This window comes from Aminobacter sp. AP02 (assembly GCF_003148805.1).
Taxonomy (GTDB): Bacteria; Pseudomonadota; Alphaproteobacteria; order Rhizobiales; family Rhizobiaceae; genus Aminobacter.
The window spans coordinates 37,279-56,885 of the sequence record NZ_QGGX01000020.1 but is presented as its reverse complement, the minus strand read 5'-3'; the positions used below and the strand labels follow the sequence as shown (position 1 = coordinate 56,885).

The 19,607-nt window shown below is 62.9% G+C and carries 16 protein-coding genes and 1 tRNA gene; 10 read left to right on the top strand and 7 right to left on the bottom strand.

Annotation, left to right across the window (positions count from 1 at the left end; translation table 11 throughout):
* Positions 1–10: 10 nt before the first annotated feature.
* From C8K44_RS22065 to C8K44_RS22045, 5 genes are all read right to left on the bottom strand, one after another.
* Entirely contained in the window at positions 11–1,102 is a 1,092-nt protein-coding gene (locus tag C8K44_RS22065; RefSeq protein ID WP_109577927.1) for a pyridoxal phosphate-dependent aminotransferase family protein, read from the bottom strand.
* An 8-nt stretch (positions 1,103–1,110) separates the two neighbouring features.
* A complete protein-coding gene (locus tag C8K44_RS22060; protein WP_109577926.1) occupies positions 1,111–2,787 on the bottom strand; it encodes a serine hydrolase domain-containing protein in 1,677 nt (558 codons plus the stop codon).
* 22 nt (positions 2,788–2,809) lie between these two features.
* Complete coding sequence (locus C8K44_RS22055; protein WP_109577925.1) at positions 2,810–3,682, bottom strand: ABC transporter permease; 873 nt, start codon at positions 3,680–3,682, stop codon at positions 2,810–2,812.
* On the bottom strand, positions 3,679–4,716 hold the full coding sequence (locus C8K44_RS22050; protein ID WP_245417586.1) for an ABC transporter permease: 1,038 nt from the start codon (positions 4,714–4,716) through the stop codon (positions 3,679–3,681). The genes C8K44_RS22055 and C8K44_RS22050 overlap by 4 nt, the downstream gene beginning before the upstream one ends.
* 76 nt (positions 4,717–4,792) lie before the next feature.
* Positions 4,793–6,724 (bottom strand): ABC transporter substrate-binding protein, encoded by a 1,932-nt coding sequence (locus tag C8K44_RS22045; RefSeq protein ID WP_245417585.1) that lies wholly within the window; start codon positions 6,722–6,724, stop codon positions 4,793–4,795.
* 122 nt (positions 6,725–6,846) lie between these two features.
* Here C8K44_RS22045 and C8K44_RS22040 point away from each other — a divergent pair, with 122 nt between their 5' ends.
* The 4 genes from C8K44_RS22040 (at position 6,847) to C8K44_RS22025 (ending at position 11,214) form a co-directional block, all read left to right on the top strand.
* A complete protein-coding gene (locus tag C8K44_RS22040; protein ID WP_109577951.1) occupies positions 6,847–7,800 on the top strand; it encodes a LysR family transcriptional regulator in 954 nt (317 codons plus the stop codon).
* A gap of 266 nt (positions 7,801–8,066) precedes the next feature.
* Positions 8,067–8,993, top strand: a complete 927-nt coding sequence (locus C8K44_RS22035) for an ABC transporter ATP-binding protein (protein WP_109577924.1) — start codon at positions 8,067–8,069, stop codon at positions 8,991–8,993.
* Complete coding sequence (locus C8K44_RS22030) at positions 8,990–9,946, top strand: ATP-binding cassette domain-containing protein (protein ID WP_109577923.1); 957 nt, start codon at positions 8,990–8,992, stop codon at positions 9,944–9,946. Before C8K44_RS22035 ends, C8K44_RS22030 begins: the two co-directional genes overlap by 4 nt.
* 47 nt (positions 9,947–9,993) lie before the next feature.
* On the top strand, positions 9,994–11,214 hold the full coding sequence (locus tag C8K44_RS22025; protein ID WP_109577922.1) for an alanine racemase: 1,221 nt from the start codon (positions 9,994–9,996) through the stop codon (positions 11,212–11,214).
* A gap of 811 nt (positions 11,215–12,025) precedes the next feature.
* Here the strand turns inward: C8K44_RS22025 and C8K44_RS22020 are convergent.
* Positions 12,026–12,101, bottom strand: a tRNA-Ala gene (locus tag C8K44_RS22020).
* Positions 12,102–12,249: 148 nt separating this feature from the next.
* A complete protein-coding gene (locus C8K44_RS22015; RefSeq protein ID WP_109577921.1) occupies positions 12,250–12,636 on the bottom strand; it encodes a TIGR02300 family protein in 387 nt (128 codons plus the stop codon).
* Between the two features lie 173 nt (positions 12,637–12,809).
* Between C8K44_RS22015 and aroA the strand changes: the two genes are divergently transcribed.
* The 6 genes from aroA (at position 12,810) to C8K44_RS21985 (ending at position 19,551) form a co-directional block, all read left to right on the top strand.
* A complete protein-coding gene (aroA, locus tag C8K44_RS22010) occupies positions 12,810–14,150 on the top strand; it encodes a 3-phosphoshikimate 1-carboxyvinyltransferase (protein ID WP_109577920.1) in 1,341 nt (446 codons plus the stop codon).
* Positions 14,151–14,228: 78 nt separating this feature from the next.
* Positions 14,229–15,260 (top strand): RhuM family protein, encoded by a 1,032-nt coding sequence (rhuM, locus tag C8K44_RS22005; RefSeq protein WP_109577919.1) that lies wholly within the window; start codon positions 14,229–14,231, stop codon positions 15,258–15,260.
* A 52-nt stretch (positions 15,261–15,312) separates the two neighbouring features.
* Positions 15,313–15,996, top strand: a complete 684-nt coding sequence (locus C8K44_RS22000) for an SDR family oxidoreductase (protein ID WP_109577918.1) — start codon at positions 15,313–15,315, stop codon at positions 15,994–15,996.
* A gap of 20 nt (positions 15,997–16,016) precedes the next feature.
* Positions 16,017–16,655 (top strand): (d)CMP kinase, encoded by a 639-nt coding sequence (gene cmk, locus C8K44_RS21995; RefSeq protein WP_109577917.1) that lies wholly within the window; start codon positions 16,017–16,019, stop codon positions 16,653–16,655.
* Positions 16,656–16,825: 170 nt separating this feature from the next.
* The gene (gene rpsA, locus C8K44_RS21990) at positions 16,826–18,523 is read left to right on the top strand and encodes a 30S ribosomal protein S1 (protein WP_109577916.1); all 1,698 of its coding nucleotides are present in this window, start codon (positions 16,826–16,828) and stop codon (positions 18,521–18,523) included.
* A gap of 59 nt (positions 18,524–18,582) precedes the next feature.
* On the top strand, positions 18,583–19,551 hold the full coding sequence (locus tag C8K44_RS21985) for an MBL fold metallo-hydrolase (protein ID WP_109577915.1): 969 nt from the start codon (positions 18,583–18,585) through the stop codon (positions 19,549–19,551).
* Positions 19,552–19,607 lie beyond the last annotated feature (56 nt).

Sequence of the window (19,607 nt, the reverse complement as noted above, 5' to 3'; positions counted from 1 at the left end):
TCCTGTCGTTTCAAATAAGCTCGGCCATCGACTGCAAAAGCCTGTCGATCTGGGTGGACGAATGCTCGGAAAACACCGCGAGCCTCATGGTCGGCACGGCGGACGCATCGGAGTAGCCACCCGGCTGTTGCACCCTGACGATGATGTCGCGCTCGGCAAGACGGTCGCGCAGAAGCTCGAGATCAGTGACACCCTTGATGGTGACGATGGGTACCGGCGTGTCGACAACCTCGAATCCGAGACCGCGCAGACCGTTGCGCATGTGGCTGACATTGCGCGCCAGCCTGGCGCGCTTGTCCGTTGTCTGTAGTATCCTCAGCGAAGCGGCCGCAGCAGCAGCGAGCCCGGGCGGTGCTGGCGAAGCACCACGCATGATCATCGCATTGCGCGTGATCTTTTCGGCAAGTGCCTGGTCGCCGGGAACAACCCCGCCGAGGGCGCCGAACGCCTTGCTCATGGTGCCGGCAAGGAAATTGCCCGCGCCTTCGAGCCCGGCATGCTGCAGCGAACCGCGTCCGGTTTCGCCGAGCACGCCGACGCCGTGCGAATCGTCGATGCACAGAAGCGCACCCTCATAGGGCGCCATCGCCTGCCGGTAGTCGTTAAGAGGAGCCAGCCTGCCGGAGGACGGGAACACACCGTCGGTCAGCACCGCCGGCCGTTGTTTCGGCAAGACATGGCACGACATCTGCTCGGCCAGGTCGCCGGCGTCACCATGGCGGAACTCGCGGATCGGCTTGCCGAGCGTCGGGATCGCATCGCGCGTGCTGTAGTGCGTCGCGGCATCGATGAAGACGAGGTCGAAATCCTCGCGCAGCCCCTGCAGCAATACCAGCGGGCTGGCATAGCCGGAGATCATGTAGACGACCTCTTCGGTGCCGAACCACTGGCGCAGCCGCTCCTGCAGGTCGGCATAGACCTGCATATGGGCCAGCGTGCCCGGCCCCATGCCATACTGCCTGGTCGCAGCACATGCCGCCTCGATCACCTCGGGGTGGCCGTGCAGGCAGAAATACGAGGTGCCGCAAAAATAGTCGACCTCGCGCCCACCGATCACCATGCGGGCGCCGATGGGCGATTCCATCTTGAAGGGTGCGGTCATGCTCCTGCTCAGGCCGCCTCTGCCCGCGAAAGGGGACGCCGCTCGAGGAACATCGGGCCGACGCGGATGCCGCGCTTGCCATGGTCGTCGACGGCGTCGAGCTCGAGCATCTCGTCCTCATAGAGCTTGCCGTGCATGCGGAACCGCCCTTCTTCGACAGGCTCGCAAGCATGAGTGCAGAAGTACTCGATGAGGCACTTCAGCCCGCCATGGCTGTAGCTGAGATAGGTGATGTTGAAGTCAGGTCCGTATTCGCCGAGATGCGGCGCGATCTCGTCCGGCACCGTCTCGTCGGCCGGCGCCTCGATGCGCGTCCAGCTGGCGTCCTTCCACACAAGCTTGCCCGCTTCGGGGAAAGACAGGTTCATGTGGGCATAACCGGCGCCGCGTCCGTAGATGCGGCCGTCGATGACGAAGTCGTTGCCTGATACCGGGCGGATCTGCAGCGGCACGCCGTCACCCATCAAATAGAGCTTGCCGTCCTTCGCCTTGACCTCGACGACCTCCTTGGTGGCGTCGTCGCTGTAATAGCCGGGCAGGGTCCTGAACTGCTCCTCGGCGATGACGGGCGGACGCTGCATGCGCTGCAGCGGCTTGCCCATCTTGCGCTCGGCAAGTGCTATGCGCAGGCCGTCGACGCCGAGCCGCGAGGCGATCTGGTTGGCGAAGTCTAACGTCGCGAACATCAGCACGCCGATGCCAGCACCTGGCAGGATCAACATGTGCGAGGCATAGCCGTAGACCGCGCCGCCATGGCCGACCGACTCCCAGCCGTCGACCTCGCCGGCGCCGTAGCACAGGCCGTATCCGGCCATCGACTTGTCCAGGCTGTCGGGGCGCTTGCCGAATGGCGTCCACATCTCGCGCAGCGAGGCCGGCGAGATGATCGACTGGCCCTCGGCGTTGAAGCCGCCGCGCAGCAGGCACTGGGCGTAACGCGCCATGTCGCCGGTGGTGGAGAAGATGTTGCCCGCCGGCGAGCCGCCGAGGCTGAACACCGGGGCCGGCGTGTCGCCGTCCAGCGTCCACATGTCGGCCGGCGCAAGCCGCTCGCGGATGCCTGGCGCCATGCCGCAGGAGGACTGGTTCATGCCGAGCGGCTTCATGATGTTTTCGGCGACATAGTCGGAATAGCTCTGGCCTGTCACCACCTCCATGACCCTGCCGACGACGGCGATGCCGGCATTGGAGTAGTGCATGATGCCGATGCTCGGATCCTGCTTGAGCGTCGAAGTGGCAAGTTCGTTGACCGTGTCCTCCAGCGGCGGCCGGGTGGCGTCGAGATAGTGGCCGCTCTTCGGCTCGCGCACGAGACCGGAGGTGTGGGTCATCAGCTTGCGCAGGCTGATCACGGAACCATGCGGGCCGCCCTCGGCACCGGCGAACGGATTGATTGGATGGAAGCCGGGCAGGTAGGTCGAAACGTCGACGTCGATGTCGACGAGCCCCTTTTCGACAAGCTGCATCATCGCCAGCGAGGTGAAGGTCTTGGTGATCGAGCCGATGCGGAAGCAGGTGTCCTCGCGCATGTCGAAATGGCGGTCGTGGCGCTGGATATGTCCCTCGGCCAAAACGCCGTCGCGGTCGACGAGCGCATATGAGATCGACGGGATCGCCTTGTCCTCGACCTCGTAGCGGATCAGGTCCTCGAACAGCTCGATCGAAGCGGCGGACAGGGAAGGCATGGCAAATGCTCCTTGGGGGATTTCAATGGGAATGGCGTGGGTCGAGCATGTCGCGCAGCGCGTCGCCGACGAGGTTCCACGACAACACGAACAGGAAGACAGCGGCACCCGGGAAAGCCAGCGTATACCAGAACTGGAACGGGTTACCGGGCTGGCCGACGATCCAGTTGCGCGAATAGGCGATGAACTGGCCCCAGTCGGCGTAACCTTCTTCGGTCCCGACGCCGAGGAAGCTGAGCGCCGAAGCCGACAGCACCATCGAGCCGGTGGCCATCGTCGCCAGCACCAGCACCGGGAACATGGCGTTGGGCAGGATGTGGAGCACGATCAGCCTGAGATCGCTCGCGCCGTAGCTCCTGGCCGCGTGGATGTAATCCATCTCGCGGATTCTCAGGATTTCGCTGCGCACGATGCGGGCATAGCTCATCCAGCCGAAAGTGGTCAGCGCAATCGTGATCGGCCAGATGCCCTTGCCCAGCAGCGCCGTCAGCACCATCGCGGCGATCAGGAACGGTACCGCCATAAACACGTCGACGATGCGCATCAGGATTTCTTCGGCGAGCCCGCCATAATAGGCGGCGACTGCACCGACCACGGTGCCGATCAGTACCGAGATCGCAACGACGCCGAGCCCGATCTTGAACGCCGTGCGGGTGCCCCAGACGACGCCGTAGAAGATGTCGTACTGGCCTTGCGTGGTGCCGAACAGCGCATCGCGCGACGGCGGCATTGGCGTTGCCAGAAAGCCGGCACGCGGCGTGTCATAGGGCGAAAGCTGGAAGCTCTGCGGGGGCGCCAGCATCGGCGCGAAGACTGCGACCAGCACGAAGGCCAGAAGGATCACGACACCCAGGAGTGAGACCGGATTGCGCGCGAGGTAGCGAAGGGCCTTCATTGCGTCTTCACCCTCGGATCGAGCAGCGGATAGATCAGGTCGACGATCAGGTTCATCAACACCAGCACGACCGCGAAGTAGAGCCCGAAGCCCAGGACCGCCGGGAAATCGAGATTGGCCGCGGTCTTTGCGGCAAACTGGCCGAGCCCGGCATAGTCGAAGATGGTCTCGGTGATGACGACGCCGCCCATCATGACGGCCAGTTCCATGCCGGCAATGGTGGCCACCGGCAACAGCGCGTTGCGCCGGGCATGCTTGAGCTCGACGACGCGGCGCGGCAGGCCCTTGGCGCGGGCGGTGCGGACATAGTCCTGGCGCAACGTCTCGAGCATCGAGGTGCGCATCACCCGCGTCATGCTGGCGACGTTGACATAGGTCAGCGTGATGACCGGCGCCGCGAGATGGCGCAGCGAATCCCAGAAGATCGCCAGGTTGCCGTTCAGCAGCGCATCGACGGTGTTGGCGCCGGTGTAGCGCACGAAATCGCCCGAGCTGACGGTTGTCTGCGCCCACTGGCTGAGCCGGCCGGGCGGGAACCAGTCGAGCGCGGAGTAAAACACCAGCAGCATCAGCAGGCCGAAGACATAGACCGGGAACGACCAGCCGAGGATGGTGAAGATGCGGATGAGGTGGTCGGGCCAGCGATTGAGATGGATGCCAGCGCGGGAACCAAGGAAGATTGCGATCAGCAGGCAGGGAATGAAGGCCAGTACCACCAGTTCCACCGTCGCCGGAAACAGCGACATCAACGCCGTCGACACCGGCTGGCGGGCGGTCTCCGACCAGCCGAGATTGCCGGTCAGCACGCCGCCGATCCAGCGGCCGTACTGGATGTAGAAAGGATCGTTCAGCCCGTACTGCTCGATCATTCTGCGGATGCTCTCCTGGCCACCCTTGAGGTAGTCGGGCGACGGCGCGTAGGCTGCCAGGCGCTGCGTCGGCGACAGCGACATCTGCAGCGCAAAGATCATCAATGACAGAGCGAACAGGACGATGGGCAGCATCATCAGTCGTCTGAGGGCGTAGGTCAGCACGGGTGCACGGATTCCGGTTTCGGATAAACGAGCGGTAAGCCGGGCGAATGGGATCGCCCGGCTTACCGGCTGCCAATCAGTTGTTGGCCTTGGTCACCGGGTAGAAGTCCCAGGCGCCGTAGAGGATCATGTTGTCGACATAGCCGTCGATGTTGCTGCGGGTGACGACGTAGCCGAAGTCCTCCCACAGGAACTGCGTGGTGGCGTAGTCGTAGGACATTTCCTGCAGCTTGGCGTAGATCGGCTCGCGCACGGCCGGATCGCTCGAGGCCCACGCTTCATCCAATAGCGGCTTGAATTTCTCCGCCATGAGATCGCGGTAGCCCTGGCCGACCATGCCGCCGACCAGACCGGTGGGCGAGAGATAGTAGCTTGCCGCACCGAGCGGGCCACCCGGATCGGAATAGTCGGGACCCCAGCCCATGACAGTCAGCGGAGCCGCAGGCTTTTCGCGGTTGTTGAGCTTGTCGGAAACCGACGCCCAGGGCAGTGCCTGGATCTGCATCTTGAACTTCGGATTGATGCGCGACAGGCCCATCTGCAGCGCCGAGAGCGCCGCGGTCAGCTGCGGGTAGCCTTCCGTCACATAGGCGGTGAAGGTGAAGCCGGTGTCCCACAGCTTGCCGCCGAAGGCCTTCCTGAAGTGCTCTTCGGCCTTGGCGGGATCGTAGCTGTAAACAGGCGAATCCGCGCGATAGCCCATGATGCCGCGCACCGTCGGACCGCGCGACTGCACCGTCTTGCCGAGTAGCACCTGGTTGATCAGCGCATCGTAGTTCTGGGCATAGTTGAAGCCCTTGCGCACGTCGATGTCGGCGAAGAAATCAGGCGGGATGCCCTGACCGTCCAGCTTGCCGCTGCCGATCGCCGGGTTGTCGTTGTCGTCGAGCGGCCATGCGAAGAAGATGCCGCGCGAGAACACCTTCTGCAGGCCGTCGATGACCTTCACGCCGTCGGTCTTGCTGAGCTCGTCGATGAACTCGACGGGTGCGGTGACGAAATCGGCGTCGCCCGACAAGAGCTGCAGGCGCCGCGTCGTCCATTCCGGCACGGTGCGCATGACCACGCGCTCCAGCTTGGCCGGGCCCTGGAAGTAGTTGTCGAAACGCTTCAGCGTGATGCGGCGGTCGGTGCGGTCCCACTCCTCGAGCATGAACGGACCGGTGCCGTTTTCCTCTGCAAATAGCGGGTTGGCGCCGAGCTCGGGGCGATAATGCGCCTTCCACGTGTCGCCCGAACCATCCCAGCCGCCGACCGAAGCAACCCATTCCTTGTCGAGGATCGAGGTGCCGAAGGGCAGCGCAATGACGCCGAGCGTCGCCGGGAACGACTTCGGCAGCTTGAGCGTGACGTTGTCGCCGTCGACGACGATCTGCTCCGAAAGCTGGTCATAGACCTTGCGCAGTGTTTCGGGGCTGGCCTCGGCGAACGTCTTGACCTTGCCTTCCGTCTCCACCCACTTGGCGATGTCGGTGTATTTGCCTGCGGTGATCACCTCGGTGATCGCGTTCGACATCCAGGATTGGCCTTGGAGGATGGCGCGCAGCAGCGAATAGCGCACGTCTTCGGGCGTGATCTGGCCATAACCCGGCTCGATCGTTGCCTTCTGGGCATCGGTCAGCTTGTCGTAGTACTCCCAGCTGACCTTGCCGTCGGCGCCCTTGACGCCAACCTTGTGGGCGAAGACGCCCTTGCGGATCGGGAAGGTGTAGCTCACCGAGCCGTCGTCGCCCTGCTTGATCAGGCCGTTCTCCAGCGACGGCACCTCCGTCGACAGCGACGGCACGAATTCGGAGATCTTCGAGCCATTGAAATTCAGCAGCCGGCTGTAGATGTTCAGCGCGCCATAGGAGCTCGGCGTATTGGCAATGTAGGCCGGATCGAACGACTGGATGTCGTCGGTCCACATGAAGACGAATGTGCCGGGGTTCTTTGTCTCGGCCATGGCAGGTGCCGCCGCGACGGCAAGCCCCATACCCACAGCCAGCGCTAAGGCAAGTTTCATCATCGTTCCCTTCTGATGGCGGAGGAAGTTTTCTTCTTCTCGTTAGGGAAAGGCTAGAAGAGCGCTTGCCGGTCTGTCCAATGTGTAGATAGGATGGACTATGCAAAACACGCATGAGGGCCGGCATGGAACTGCAATGGCTTGAAGATTTTCTGGAAATCGCCGCGACGCGGAATTTCTCGACGGCCGCAACGGCACGGAACATCTCCCAACCTGCCTTCAGCCGCCGCATCAAGTCGCTTGAAAGCTGGATAGGCGCCGACCTGATCGACCGCAGCACCTACCCGGTGCAGCTGACCCGGGCCGGCAACATGTTTCTGCCGGGCTGCCAGCGGTTGGTGCGCGAGGCCTATCGCCTGCGCACTGACTGCCGAAATGTCGCCGGCGAGAGCTCGGCGATGCTGACCTTCACGTCGCTGCATACGCTGGCGATGTATTTCTTCCCGAAATGGATCAGTTCGCCTCTGATCTCGCGCATGCCGTTGCGCACCAGCATGCATGCGGCGGATTTCCTCGAGAGCGTCGACCATTTGTGCTCGGGCCAATGCGATTTCGCCATCACCTATGTCCATCCAGACGGCCCGCCAGTTCTCGAAGGTGGGCCATTCGAATCGTTACAGATCGGCAAGGACCGACTGATCCTGGTGTCGGGGACCGACGAGAACGGCCGCGCGCTGTTCGACATCGACGTGCCGGAAAGCACCGAAATTCCTTACCTCGCCTACTCCTGGAGCGACGGCTATATCGGCAAGCTGGCGACGCTGATCCAGTCGCGCTGGCGCCGCCCGCTCAATCTCAGCACGGTCTACCAGTCGGCGCTTGCAGACGGCTTGAAGCACATGGCCGTTGCCGGACGCGGTGTAGCCTGGCTGCCGCAGATTTGCGTCGCCGAGGCGATGAAGCACGGCCAGCTCGTCCAGATCGGCGGTCCGCAAATGTCGCTCGAAATCGAGATCCGAATCTTCCGGCGCATTGGCGGCGGCAGCCATGACGGCGACGCGCTGTGGCAGCATCTCAAGGAATGTGCCGAGCTGCCCCAGTACAAGAGCGGTTTCGAGCCCACCCTGGACGCGGCCTGACCGTCCAAGCGCCTCGAATTGCCTGTCGGACACGATATGCGAAGACAGGTGGCGCAATGCATGACATGCATAGTTTTGGCCGTGCCCATCGCTACACGTTGATTTCGCTGGTTTTGACCCGGTGGTCCGCCGTATCGTCCGCACCAAACCGCGCCGACCGTCCCTTGGCAAGCGTCGGTCGCCCCTTTGCGCCCTATTGACAGATTGCAGCACCGTTGCGTTCGATGCCCCGCGACGTCCATCGTTGAAACTGGGTCCATGTGCCGATGATCCCTGCCAAGACCACACCACTTGCACTGCCCGAGGACGTGGTTCTTTCGGTCGAGGACCTCGAAGTCTCCTTCGCGGTCCGCTCCAAGGCGAACGTGCGCGCTGTCCGCGGCATCTCCTTCACCATCTCGCGCGGCGAGACGGTGGCGCTGGTGGGCGAGTCCGGGTCGGGCAAGTCGGTGACGGCGATGACAATCATGCGGCTGACAGAATACGACGGGGCCGCCATAACCGGCGGCCGGGTGCTGATGCGCTTCAAGGACGGCAAGGTCACCGACCTCGCCACCCTTTCCGAAAAACGCGTTGAGGCCCTGAGGGGCGCCGAGGTTTCGATCGTCTTCCAGGATCCGATGTCGAGCCTCAATCCGGTCTTCACCGTTGGCGACCAGATTGCCGAGGCGGTGATCCACCATCAGGACAAGACGCCGGAGCAAGCACGTCAGATTGCCCTAAACACGCTCAAGCTTGTCCGCGTTCCCGACGCCGAACGCCGGCTCGACCAGTATCCGCATCAGCTTTCGGGCGGCATGCGCCAACGCGTCATGATCGCCATCGCGCTCGCATGCAGGCCCTCGCTGATGATCCTCGACGAGCCGACGACGGCGCTCGACGTGACGATCCAGGCGCAGATCCTCGATCTTGTTCGCGCCCTGCAGAATGAGATCGGCATGTCGGTGCTGTTCATCACCCACGACATGGGCGTCGTCGCCGAAGTCGCCGACAAGGTCTGCGTCATGCTGAAAGGCGAGATCGTCGAGACCGGCTCTGTCTATGACGTCTTCGCCAAACCGAAACATGCCTATACCCGCGCCCTGATTTCGGCAGTGCCGCGGCTCGGCAGCATGGCCGACAAACATGCTCCGGAAAAATTCCCGTTGCTGGTGTTTGAGCCCGAGCGTCAGCTCGCCGAGGTAAGCAAATGAACGCATCCGTCCCGCGCAAGGACACCCGCCAGCCGCTCGTCGAAGTCCGCAACCTGGTGACGAGGTTCGACCTCAAGGCGGGCCTGTTCGGCCATGTCTCCGGCCGCGTCCATGCCGTGGAAAATGTTTCCTTCGATATCTTCCCCGGTGAGACGCTGGCGCTGGTCGGCGAGTCGGGCTGTGGCAAATCCACCGTCGCGCGTTCGCTCATGCAGTTGGACAAGCCGCGTTCAGGATCGATCCGCTTCGACGGCACCGAATTGATCGGCGCGCCGCGCCAGGTCGTGGCGCGGTTTCGCCGCGAGGCGCAGATGGTCTTCCAGGATCCGTTCTCCTCGCTCAACCCGAGGATGACCATCGAGCAATCGCTGATGGACCCGATGAGGGTTCACAAGCTTGGCTCGCTGAAGACCATGCGGGCCCGCGCCGCCGAACTGATGGCCAAGGTCGAGCTCGCGCCTGAGCTTCTCGAGCGCTATCCGCATGCGTTTTCCGGCGGCCAGCGCCAGCGCATCTGCATCGCACGCGCATTGGCGCTCAATCCCCGTCTCATCGTCGCCGACGAGGCCGTTGCGTCGCTCGACGTTACGATCCAGGCGCAGGTCATCAATCTGCTGATGGATTTACAGCGCGACATGCAGATTTCGCTTTTGTTCATCAGCCACGACATGGCGGTGGTCGAGCGCATCGCCCATCGCGTCGCGGTCATGTATCTCGGCGAAATCGTCGAGATCGGCGATCGCCGCTCGGTCTTTAACAATCCGCAACATCCCTATACCCGCAAGCTGTTGTCGACGGTGCCCATCGCCGATCCGACGCGCCGCCCGCAGGGACGCCAGCCGATGTCAGACGAAATCCCGAGCGCCATGCGCGCGCCTGATTTCGTGCCTGTCGAGCTGCCGATGCATCAAATCTCATCGACCCATTTCGTGCGCCAGGTCGCGACAGGCTGACGGCGGTTCCATCAAGAGTTCCTCTTCCAAAATCAGAGCATTCCCAAATGTCCACTTCAAAAGTGTCGCTGGCGCACGCCTCCGCGGCTGGCAGCGCAACGGCCCATATTGACACGGTGTCCCAGTTCAAGATTGATGGCCTGCGGCGGCCAGCCGCCGCCGTTTTGCCGACGCCCTATGTCGAGGTCGACGAGATGCGGGTGAAGCGCAACATGCGGTCCATGCAAAGCCGCGTCGACGCGGCCGGCCTGGACATGTTTCCCCACGTCAAGACGCACAAGAGCATCTATCTGGCGCAACAGCAGCTGGCTTTGGGCGCACGCGGCATCACCGCGTCCAAACCGAGCGAAGCGATGGTCTTCGTCGAGGCGGGCATCCCGTCGATCATTCTTGCCTACCCGATCGTAAGCCCCGAATCGCTCGACCGCCTGCTGCCGGCTGTGAAGGCACGTGGAACCGAGCTGCGCACCATCGCGGCAAGCGAAACCGGCGTCGATGCGCTGTCCGCGGCTGCGACGCGCCACGGCGTCGAAATCGGTGTGTTCCTCAAGGTCGATGTCGGCCTCGGCCGTGTCGGCCTGAAGCCGCATGATCCAGCGGCGCTCGATGTCTGCGTGCGCATCGTCGAAGCGGAGGGCCTGCGTTTCGCCGGCCTGCTGTCGCACGCCGGTCACTCCTATGCCGCTACCGATGCTGGCGGTATTGCCCGAGTCGCCCGTGACGAGGCAGCGGCCATGACGGGCCTCGCGACCGAGCTGAAAAGCCACGGCATCGAGGTAGCCTGCATCTCGGTGGGGGCAACTCCGACATGTGTAGGCGCACCGCTTCAGGCGGTCGACTGCGTCAGGCCGGGCAACTATGTCTTTCTTGATGGCACCGCGCTCAGGCTCGGCATCTGCAGCGCCGACGATCTGGCGCTTTCCGTCGTTGCCCGGGTCGTCGCCTCGAATGACAAACATTTCATCATCGATGCCGGGTCGAAGACCATGAGTTCAGACCGCGGCGCGCATGGTATGGGCGGCAACAGCTTCGGCATTGTCATCGGCGCCGATGGCGGCAGCGACGCCGGCGTGTGGACGCTCGAAAGAATGTCGGAGGAGCATGGCTTCGTGCCGGTGTCGGGCCGCGGCTTGCCGCTCGGCAGCCGCGTCCGGGTATTCCCCAATCATTCCTGCGCCACGATCGCCAATTTCGACAGCTTTACGCTTCGCAGCGAAGGCGGCGAAGCCCAGACACTGCCGGTCGACGCCCGCAGCTGCCAGACATGACAGCTTCGGGATAGCCTGCCAGCCAACTGATGCTGATGATCTGCGCCAACCCGGCCACGACCAGTGAAGGCGCGGTCAAAAGCAGTTCGGGCCGAGGCAAGCTGCGTCGAATCATCCGGCTGCGCCGCGCGGTCCGGCGGCCATCCCGTTGATGAGGGGTTGAATGCCCCCGTGCCGGTCTGCCGGGGAACGACAAAACATAGGGGTCACCCTGACGATGCCGGGAAAAACAGCTACGCGCCCAGGTCGCGTCTTGTGAAGGCCTACTGAGTCGTAGGCCTTCGCATCTCTCGGCCATCCGCCGCGCGGATCGACAACCGTACTATCGGCGGCGCGATGGCCAGAGTGGGGCTTTAAGCCTTCTCAACGTCCGTCAGTGTCATTCATCTTAACGCAAGATTGATGACCGTTGACTTCATGGCATTCTCTTCCCGCAATGCCGCCAGCGTAAACCAGCGTGACGGTTGTGAGGGCTGCTATCCACGCAAGAATTATCCTGGTCATGTAAGCCTCCGTTGTTGCTTCGCAGACGATCGGAGAGCTGGTGTTCAACCTGGCGCCCTCTGGACCCTGCGGACGGTAGATTGCCACGCAGGCGTGATCCCAGCGTTTGACGGTCGTTTGACCGGCGTGCGCGAAGCGTGAAAAGGCCAATGACCGCTTTCGCCATCGTTGCCGGGGGAGCGACGGCAACCAACGTGCCCGCAAAGCCAATTGTGGCCTGATGTTCGCATAGCGAATCGCCGACGCGCGTTGCGGCAAGAGCCGGCAATCAAGCAAACGATGATTTCAGGAATTAGAAAGACTGATTTGGTGGAGCCAAGCGGGATCGAACCGCTGACCTCCTGCATGCCATGCAGGCGCTCTCCCAGCTGAGCTATGGCCCCACACCCGGCAGTCAGCCGGCGCCGTTTCCGGCGAAGAGGTCGGTGCGAATTTGTCGTCCGCACCGCATTTGTTGGCGGCTTCTAGCGCCGCATTCGACCATTGGCAAGCCTTGATCGAAACCTTTTTTCGGTTTCCCGAAAAGCTTGATCAGATCTCGTCTTCGTCGTCGCCGACGCCGATCATGTCGGAGACGTCGTCGTCTTCCTCTTCCTCGTCGGCAAGGAAGGTGTCGTCGTCATCGTCGCCGAGATCGACATCGTCGTCATCGAGATCCGGCAGGTCGTCGCCGCCCTTCGCCTCATCGTCGGCATCCTCGAGCGACACGACTTCTGCGCCTTCCTCTTCCGGATCGAGCTCCTTGGTCTCGACTTCCTCGTCCTCTTCCAGAACGGCCGAAGCCTTGCTGTCTTCGAAATAGGAGCGCGGATAGGTCTTGCCGGTATAGGGCGAGACGATCGGGTCTTTGTTCAGGTCGTAGAATTTGCGACCCGTCTCAGGGTCGATGCGCTTTGTGCCAAGCTCGGATTTTGCCACGTCAGGCCTCGTTTTCTAGATTTTCGTCCCCTTAGCCGCAGTTTGTGGCGCTGTCAAAGCCAAATCCCCCGGCAGGGGCAATGGGGGATGACCGTTACAGCAATCGATGCTACGACACCGCCGCAATCATTGGGAAAGCCCGGTTTCTCGGGTCATCCCGCACGAGGAACACCATGTCGCATCAAGCTGTGCCACAGCCGGCCGTCGCCCGGAAGTCAAAATCCCTGTCTGGAACCGCCCGCGTGCCAGGCGACAAGTCGATTTCGCACCGCTCCTTCATGTTTGGCGGCTTGGCCTCCGGCGAAACCCGCATCACCGGACTGCTCGAAGGCGAAGACGTGATGCGCACCGGCGATGCGATGAAGGCGATGGGCGCGCATATCGAAAAGCGCAACGGCGAATGGATCATCCAGGGCACCGGCAATGGCGCCCTTCTGCAGGCCGAGGCGCCGCTCGACTTCGGCAATGCCGGCACCGGCTCGCGCCTGACAATGGGCCTGGTCGGCACCTATGACATGGAAACCACCTTCATCGGCGACGCCTCGCTGTCGGGCCGGCCGATGGGCCGCGTGCTCGATCCACTGCGCCAGATGGGCGTTCAAGTGATCAACGCCGCTCCCGGCGACCGCATGCCGCTGACCCTTCGAGGTCCGCGCCAGGCGGCCCCCATCACCTATCGGGTGCCCATGGCCTCCGCCCAGGTCAAGTCGGCGGTCCTGCTCGCCGGCCTCAACACGCCGGGCATCACCACCGTCATCGAGCCCGTGATGACGCGCGACCACACCGAAAAGATGCTCAAGGGCTTCGGCGCCAACATCGAAGTCCAGACCGACGAGCAGGGCGTGCGCCACATCTTCATCGAAGGCCAGGGCAAGCTGACGGGCCAGATCATCGCCGTTCCCGGCGATCCCTCGTCGGCCGGCTTCCCGCTGGTTGCAGCGCTCATCGTGCCGGGCTCCGAAATCACCATCGAAAACGTGTTGATGAACCCGACCCGCACCGGCCTGATCACCACTCTGATCGAAATGGGCGGCAAGATCGACATCCTCAACCCGCGCAACGCCGGCGGCGAGGACGTCGCGGACCTGCGCGTGCGCGGCTCCGAACTCAAGGGCGTCAAGGTCCCGGCCGACCGCGCGCCGTCGATGATCGATGAATACCCGGTGCTGGCGGTGGCCGCCTGCTTCGCCGAGGGTGAGACCCTGATGCAGGGGCTGGAAGAGCTGCGCGTCAAGGAATCCGACCGGCTGGCGGCTGTCGCGCGCGGCCTCGAAGCCAACGGCGTCGAATGCACCGAAGGTCATGCGACGCTTTCGGTCCGCGGCGTCCCCGGCGGCAAGGGTCTCGGTGGCGGTGTGGTCAAGACCCATCTCGACCACCGCATCGCCATGAGCTTCCTGGTCATGGGCCTGGCTTCGGAAAAACCTGTTACCGTCGATGACCAGGCGATGATCGCGACGAGCTTTCCGGAATTCATGGGCCTGATGGCTGAGCTGGGCGCGGCGATCGAATAGGCGCAAGCCTACTTGAGTCCGAGCGCGGACTGTCATAGCAACGTTGCCAATATGTTCTCGCGCAGGACAGGTGGCTATATGAGCAAGGAAAACGCGGGGCCGGTTCGTCTGGTTGAGGATGCAGAATCCGGCGATCGCTTTCTGGTTTATGATTCCGAAAAGGGCCTTCGCCTGGACATTCGCTACGAAGGCGAGACCCTGTGGATGCCCCAGGCCCAGATTGCGCAGCTATTTGGCAAAGACGTATCGACCATCTCGCGACACATCACGAACGTGTTTGAGGAGGGAGAGCTGGACGAGCCTAGTTCTTTGCGGAAAACGCAAACAACTAGCGGCAGACCAGCCACACTCTACAATCTCGATGTAGTGATCTCCGTCGGCTACCGCGTCTCTTCGGCGCAAGCCACGATCTTCAGGCGCTGGGCCACTGGCATTCTCGTCCAGTTCGCAAAGAAAGGCTTTGTGGTCGACGCACCCCGTCTCAAGCAGGCCGAGGCAAGGGACCGCGTTTCCGAGCTTCGCGAGATCATCCGTGACATCCGGTCGGACGAAGCCAACATCTACCGGGAACTTCGCCAGATCTGCGCCATGTGCCAGGACTATGACGCCAACAAGGAAGCTGCCCGCGAGTTCTATCAGAGGACCCAGGCCAAGCTCGTCTACGCGGTAACCTCGCACACGCCGGCCGAGATCATCTCGGAGAGGGCCGACCACGCTGTGGCAAACATGGGACTTATGTCCTGGCAAGGCGACAGTATTCGCAAGGCAGACGTAACCGTCTCCAAGAACTATCTCGGCGAGACAGAAATACGTGAGCTGAATCGGCTGACGACGATCCTCCTCGACATCTTCGAGGATCAGCTCGACCTTGGGCGCCTCGTTGTCATGCTGGACGCACAAGATCTGCTCGACAGGCAGCTTGCCAATTTGGGGCGAACTGTGCTGCGAACGGGCGGCTCGGTGAGTGCCTCGGCCGCTAGACAATTCGCCGAGGCGGAATATGGAAGGTTCGATCAGGCACGAAAGCTGGCCCGCCAGGAAGCGGCCGACCGGACCATCGCGGATTTGGTGAAGCAGTCAAAAGGCCTCCCGAAAGCGCCCAGGCGCTAACAGTTCGAGGCCGGTCAGGAACAGGGAGAATTGCGTGTCTGATAAAGTGGCTATGATCGTCGGCGGCGGCAGCGGCATGGGGGCTGCGGCGGCGCGCAGGCTGGCGGCGGACGGTTATTCCGTCGCCGTACTGTCCTCGTCAGGCAAGGGCGAAGCACTTGCCAAGGAGCTCGGCGGGCTCGGCTTCACCGGCTCCAACCAGTCGAACGACGACCTCAAGCGCTTCGTCGGCCTGACCATGGACAAGTGGGGTCGCATCGACGTTTTGGTCAACGGCGCCGGCCATGGCCCACGCGCCCCGCTGCTCGAGATCACCGACGAGCAGTGGCATACCGGCATCGACGTCTATTTCATGAACGTGGTGCGCGCGACGCGGCTGGTGGCGCCGATCATGGTCGACCAGAAGGGCGGCGCCATCGTCAACATTTCGACCGCATGGGTCGGCGAACCGGCGGCGATGTTTCCGACTTCGGCGGTCGCCCGCGCCGGCCTCGCCGCCTACACCAAACTCTTCGCCGATCAGTACGCCCCGCACAATGTCCGCATGAACAACGTGTTGCCGGGCTGGATCGACAGCCTGCCGCAGACCGACGAGCGCCGCGACGGCGTGCCGATGCAGCGCTACGGCACGGCGGAAGAGATCGCCGCCACCATCGCATTCCTTGCCTCCGAGGGGGCTGCCTACATCACCGGCCAGAGCCTGAAGGTCGATGGCGGCCTGATGCGCGGCGTCTGACCAAGGATCCGCGCGAAGACATGTCGACCTCCATAACCATTGCCATCGACGGCCCGGCAGGCGCCGGCAAGGGCACCCTCGCCCGTCGCCTCGCCGACTACTACCATCTGGCGCTGCTCGACACCGGGCTGACCTATCGCGCCGTCGCCCACATGCTGATCGAAAAGGGTTGGCCGCTCGACGACGTCGCCCACGCCATCGAGGCCGCAAGGCTCGTCGAGCTTGGCCATCTCGACCGCAAAGTGCTGTCGGCGCACGCCGTCGGCGAAGCGGCATCCAGGGTTGCGGTGATCCCCGAAGTGAGAAAAATCCTGGTCGACAAGCAGCGTGAATTCGCGCGCGCGCCGCAAGGTGCGGTGCTCGACGGGCGCGACATCGGCACCGTGGTCTGCCCCGACGCCGACGTGAAGCTCTATGTCACCGCAAGTGCCGAGGTTCGCGCCCAGCGCCGCCTCGCCGAGATCGAGGCCAATGGCGGCACCGCCGATTTCACCGGCATCCTGGCCGATATCGTGCGCCGCGACGAGCGCGACACAGGCCGCGCCGACTCTCCATTGCGGCCCGCCGACGACGCACACTTGCTCGATACGTCAGAAATGGATATAGAAGCCGCGTTTTCTGCAGCCAGGGATATCGTCGATCGTGTCCTCGGAAGCTGAGAGCAGGCAGAAATCCCCGGATTTCGCCACTTAACCGACCTGTCCGCATTCTTCTTGCGCCGATTTGCCGCTTCAGGCGGCCAAGGGCCTTTGGCCCGGGATGTTGACAGGTCAACGCAACGCTAACCCACGGCGCCGCTCCCGCAAGACGGGACGCACCAGGAGATCCAATGTCACAAGCTAATCCCTCCCGCGACGATTTCGCGAGCCTGCTCGAAGAGTCCTTCTCGGACGGTCATTCGGGCGAAGGCCAGGTCGTCAAGGGTATCGTCACGGCCATCGAAAAAGACATGGCCATCATCGACGTCGGCCTGAAGGTCGAAGGTCGCGTTCCGCTTAAGGAATTCGGCGCCAAGGCCAAGGACGGCTCGCTCAAGGTTGGCGACACCGTCGAGGTCTATGTCGAGCGCATCGAAAACGCGCTTGGCGAAGCCATGCTGTCGCGCGACAAGGCTCGCCGCGAAGAGAGCTGGGTCAAGCTCGAAGAGAAGTTCACCAAGGGTGAGCGCGTCGAAGGCGTCATCTTCAACCAGGTCAAGGGCGGCTTCACCGTCGATCTCGACGGCGCCGTTGCTTTCCTGCCGCGTTCGCAGGTCGACATCCGTCCGATCCGCGACGTCACCCCGCTCATGCACAACCCGCAGCCCTTCGAGATCCTCAAGATGGATCGCCGTCGTGGCAACATCGTCGTGTCGCGCCGCACCGTTCTCGAAGAGAGCCGTGCAGAGCAGCGCTCCGAGATCGTCCAGAACCTCGAAGAGGGTCAGGTTGTCGAGGGCGTGGTCAAGAACATCACCGACTACGGCGCGTTCGTTGACCTCGGCGGCATCGACGGCCTGCTGCACGTTACCGACATGGCCTGGCGCCGCGTCAACCATCCGACCGAAATCCTCAACATCGGTCAGACGGTCAAGGTGCAGATCATCCGCATCAACCAGGAAACCCACCGCATCTCGCTCGGCATGAAGCAGCTCGAGTCGGATCCGTGGTCGGACATCGGCACCAAGTTCCCGATCGGCAAGAAGATCACCGGCACCGTCACGAACATCACCGACTACGGTGCGTTCGTCGAACTCGAGCCGGGCATCGAAGGCCTCATCCACGTTTCGGAAATGTCGTGGACCAAGAAGAACGTGCACCCCGGCAAGATCCTGTCGACCACCCAGCAGGTCGACGTGGTCGTGCTCGAAGTGGATCCGGCCAAGCGCCGCATCTCGCTCGGCCTCAAGCAGACGCTCGAGAATCCGTGGGAAGCATTCGCCCGTAACCACCCGGTCGGCACCGAAGTTGAAGGCGAAGTCAAGAACAAGACCGAATTCGGCCTGTTCATCGGTCTCGACGGCGACGTCGACGGCATGGTGCACCTGTCCGACCTCGACTGGAACCGTCCGGGCGAGCAGGTCATCGAAGAGTACAACCGTGGCGACATGGTCAAGGCTCAGGTTCTCGACGTCGACATCGACAAGGAGCGCATCTCGCTCGGCATCAAGCAGCTCGGCCGCGACACCGTGACCGAAGCCGCGACCTCGGGCGAACTGCGCAAGAACGCCGTCGTCACCTGCGAAGTCATCGGCATCAAGGATGGTGGCCTCGAAGTCCGTCTCGTCGAGAGCGGCATCGAGACCTTCATCAAGCGTTCCGACCTGTCGCGTGACCGTGACGAGCAGCGCCCCGAGCGCTTCGTCGTCGGCCAGAAGGTTGACGCCCGCATCATCGCCTTCGACAAGAAGACCCGCAAGCTGCAGGTCTCGATCAAGGCGCTGGAAATCGCTGAAGAGAAGGAAGCAGTCGCTCAGTACGGCTCGACCGACTCCGGCGCTTCGCTCGGCGACATCCTGGGCGCAGCCCTGAAGAACCGCAACAACTGAGCCATCCGCTCATTGTCGTGAACTGAAAGACCCGCCGGAGCGATCCGGCGGGTTTTTTCTTGGGCGCCGGCCATGAGAGCCTCCCCCTCGTCGATCGTGATTGGCACGGGCACAGCCGCCGGCGCTTTCTCACAGCCGCGGCCACCCTTGTCACTGTCGGTGTTTTGCCACTTCGGGCGCTTGCGCTGGCCGGGCCATACAGCTTCAAGCGGGGTGCGCTCGACATCACGGTGGTGAGCGACGGCCACCTGGTCTTTCCCACCAGCATCCTCGCGCCCGACGCGCCGCCGGACGCGCTCAAGCAGTTGCTCGACGCCGCCGGCATCACCGGCACCGAAATCAAGCCCGACGCCAATGTCGCTGTGATCCGCTCGGGAGCCGACACGATCCTGTTCGACACAGGGTCTGGCGCGAACTTCCAACCCACTGCAGGCAAGCTGGTTGCAAACCTCGCACTAGCGGGCATCCAACCCGACAGCATCACCAAGGTCGTGTTCACCCACGCGCATCCCGACCATATCTGGGGAACGCTTGGCACGGACGGGAACCTCACCTTCCCGAAGGCTGCCTACTATGCGGCCGCCGCCGAATGGAACTTCTGGATGGACAAGGACCTTGTCACCAAGGTGCCCGAGGCCATGCAGCCCTTCGTTCTCGGTGCGCAGAACAACCTCACGGCGGTAAAAGAGAAGGTGACGATGTTCAAGCCGGGCGACGAGGTCCATGCCGGCATCCGGGTGCTCGACACGCCCGGCCATACACCCGGCCACGTCTCGTTCGAGATCCCCGGCGATGAAATGCTGATCATCGTCGGCGACGCCATCGTTGCGGTACCGATAGCCTTCCCGCACCCAGAATGGCGTTTCGGCTTTGACAGCATTCCCGACCTTGCCATCCAGACCCGCAAGACGTTTCTCGACCGGGCTGCCACCGACAAGATCAAGATGCTTGGCTTCCACTGGCCTTATCCGGGAATTGGTTATGCCGAGAAGAAGGGCACGGGCTATGCGTATGTAGCCGCGAGCTGAAACGTCGCTTATGGCCCCGCCTGAACGACCAGAAAAGCCATGAGTGATGCCAGAAT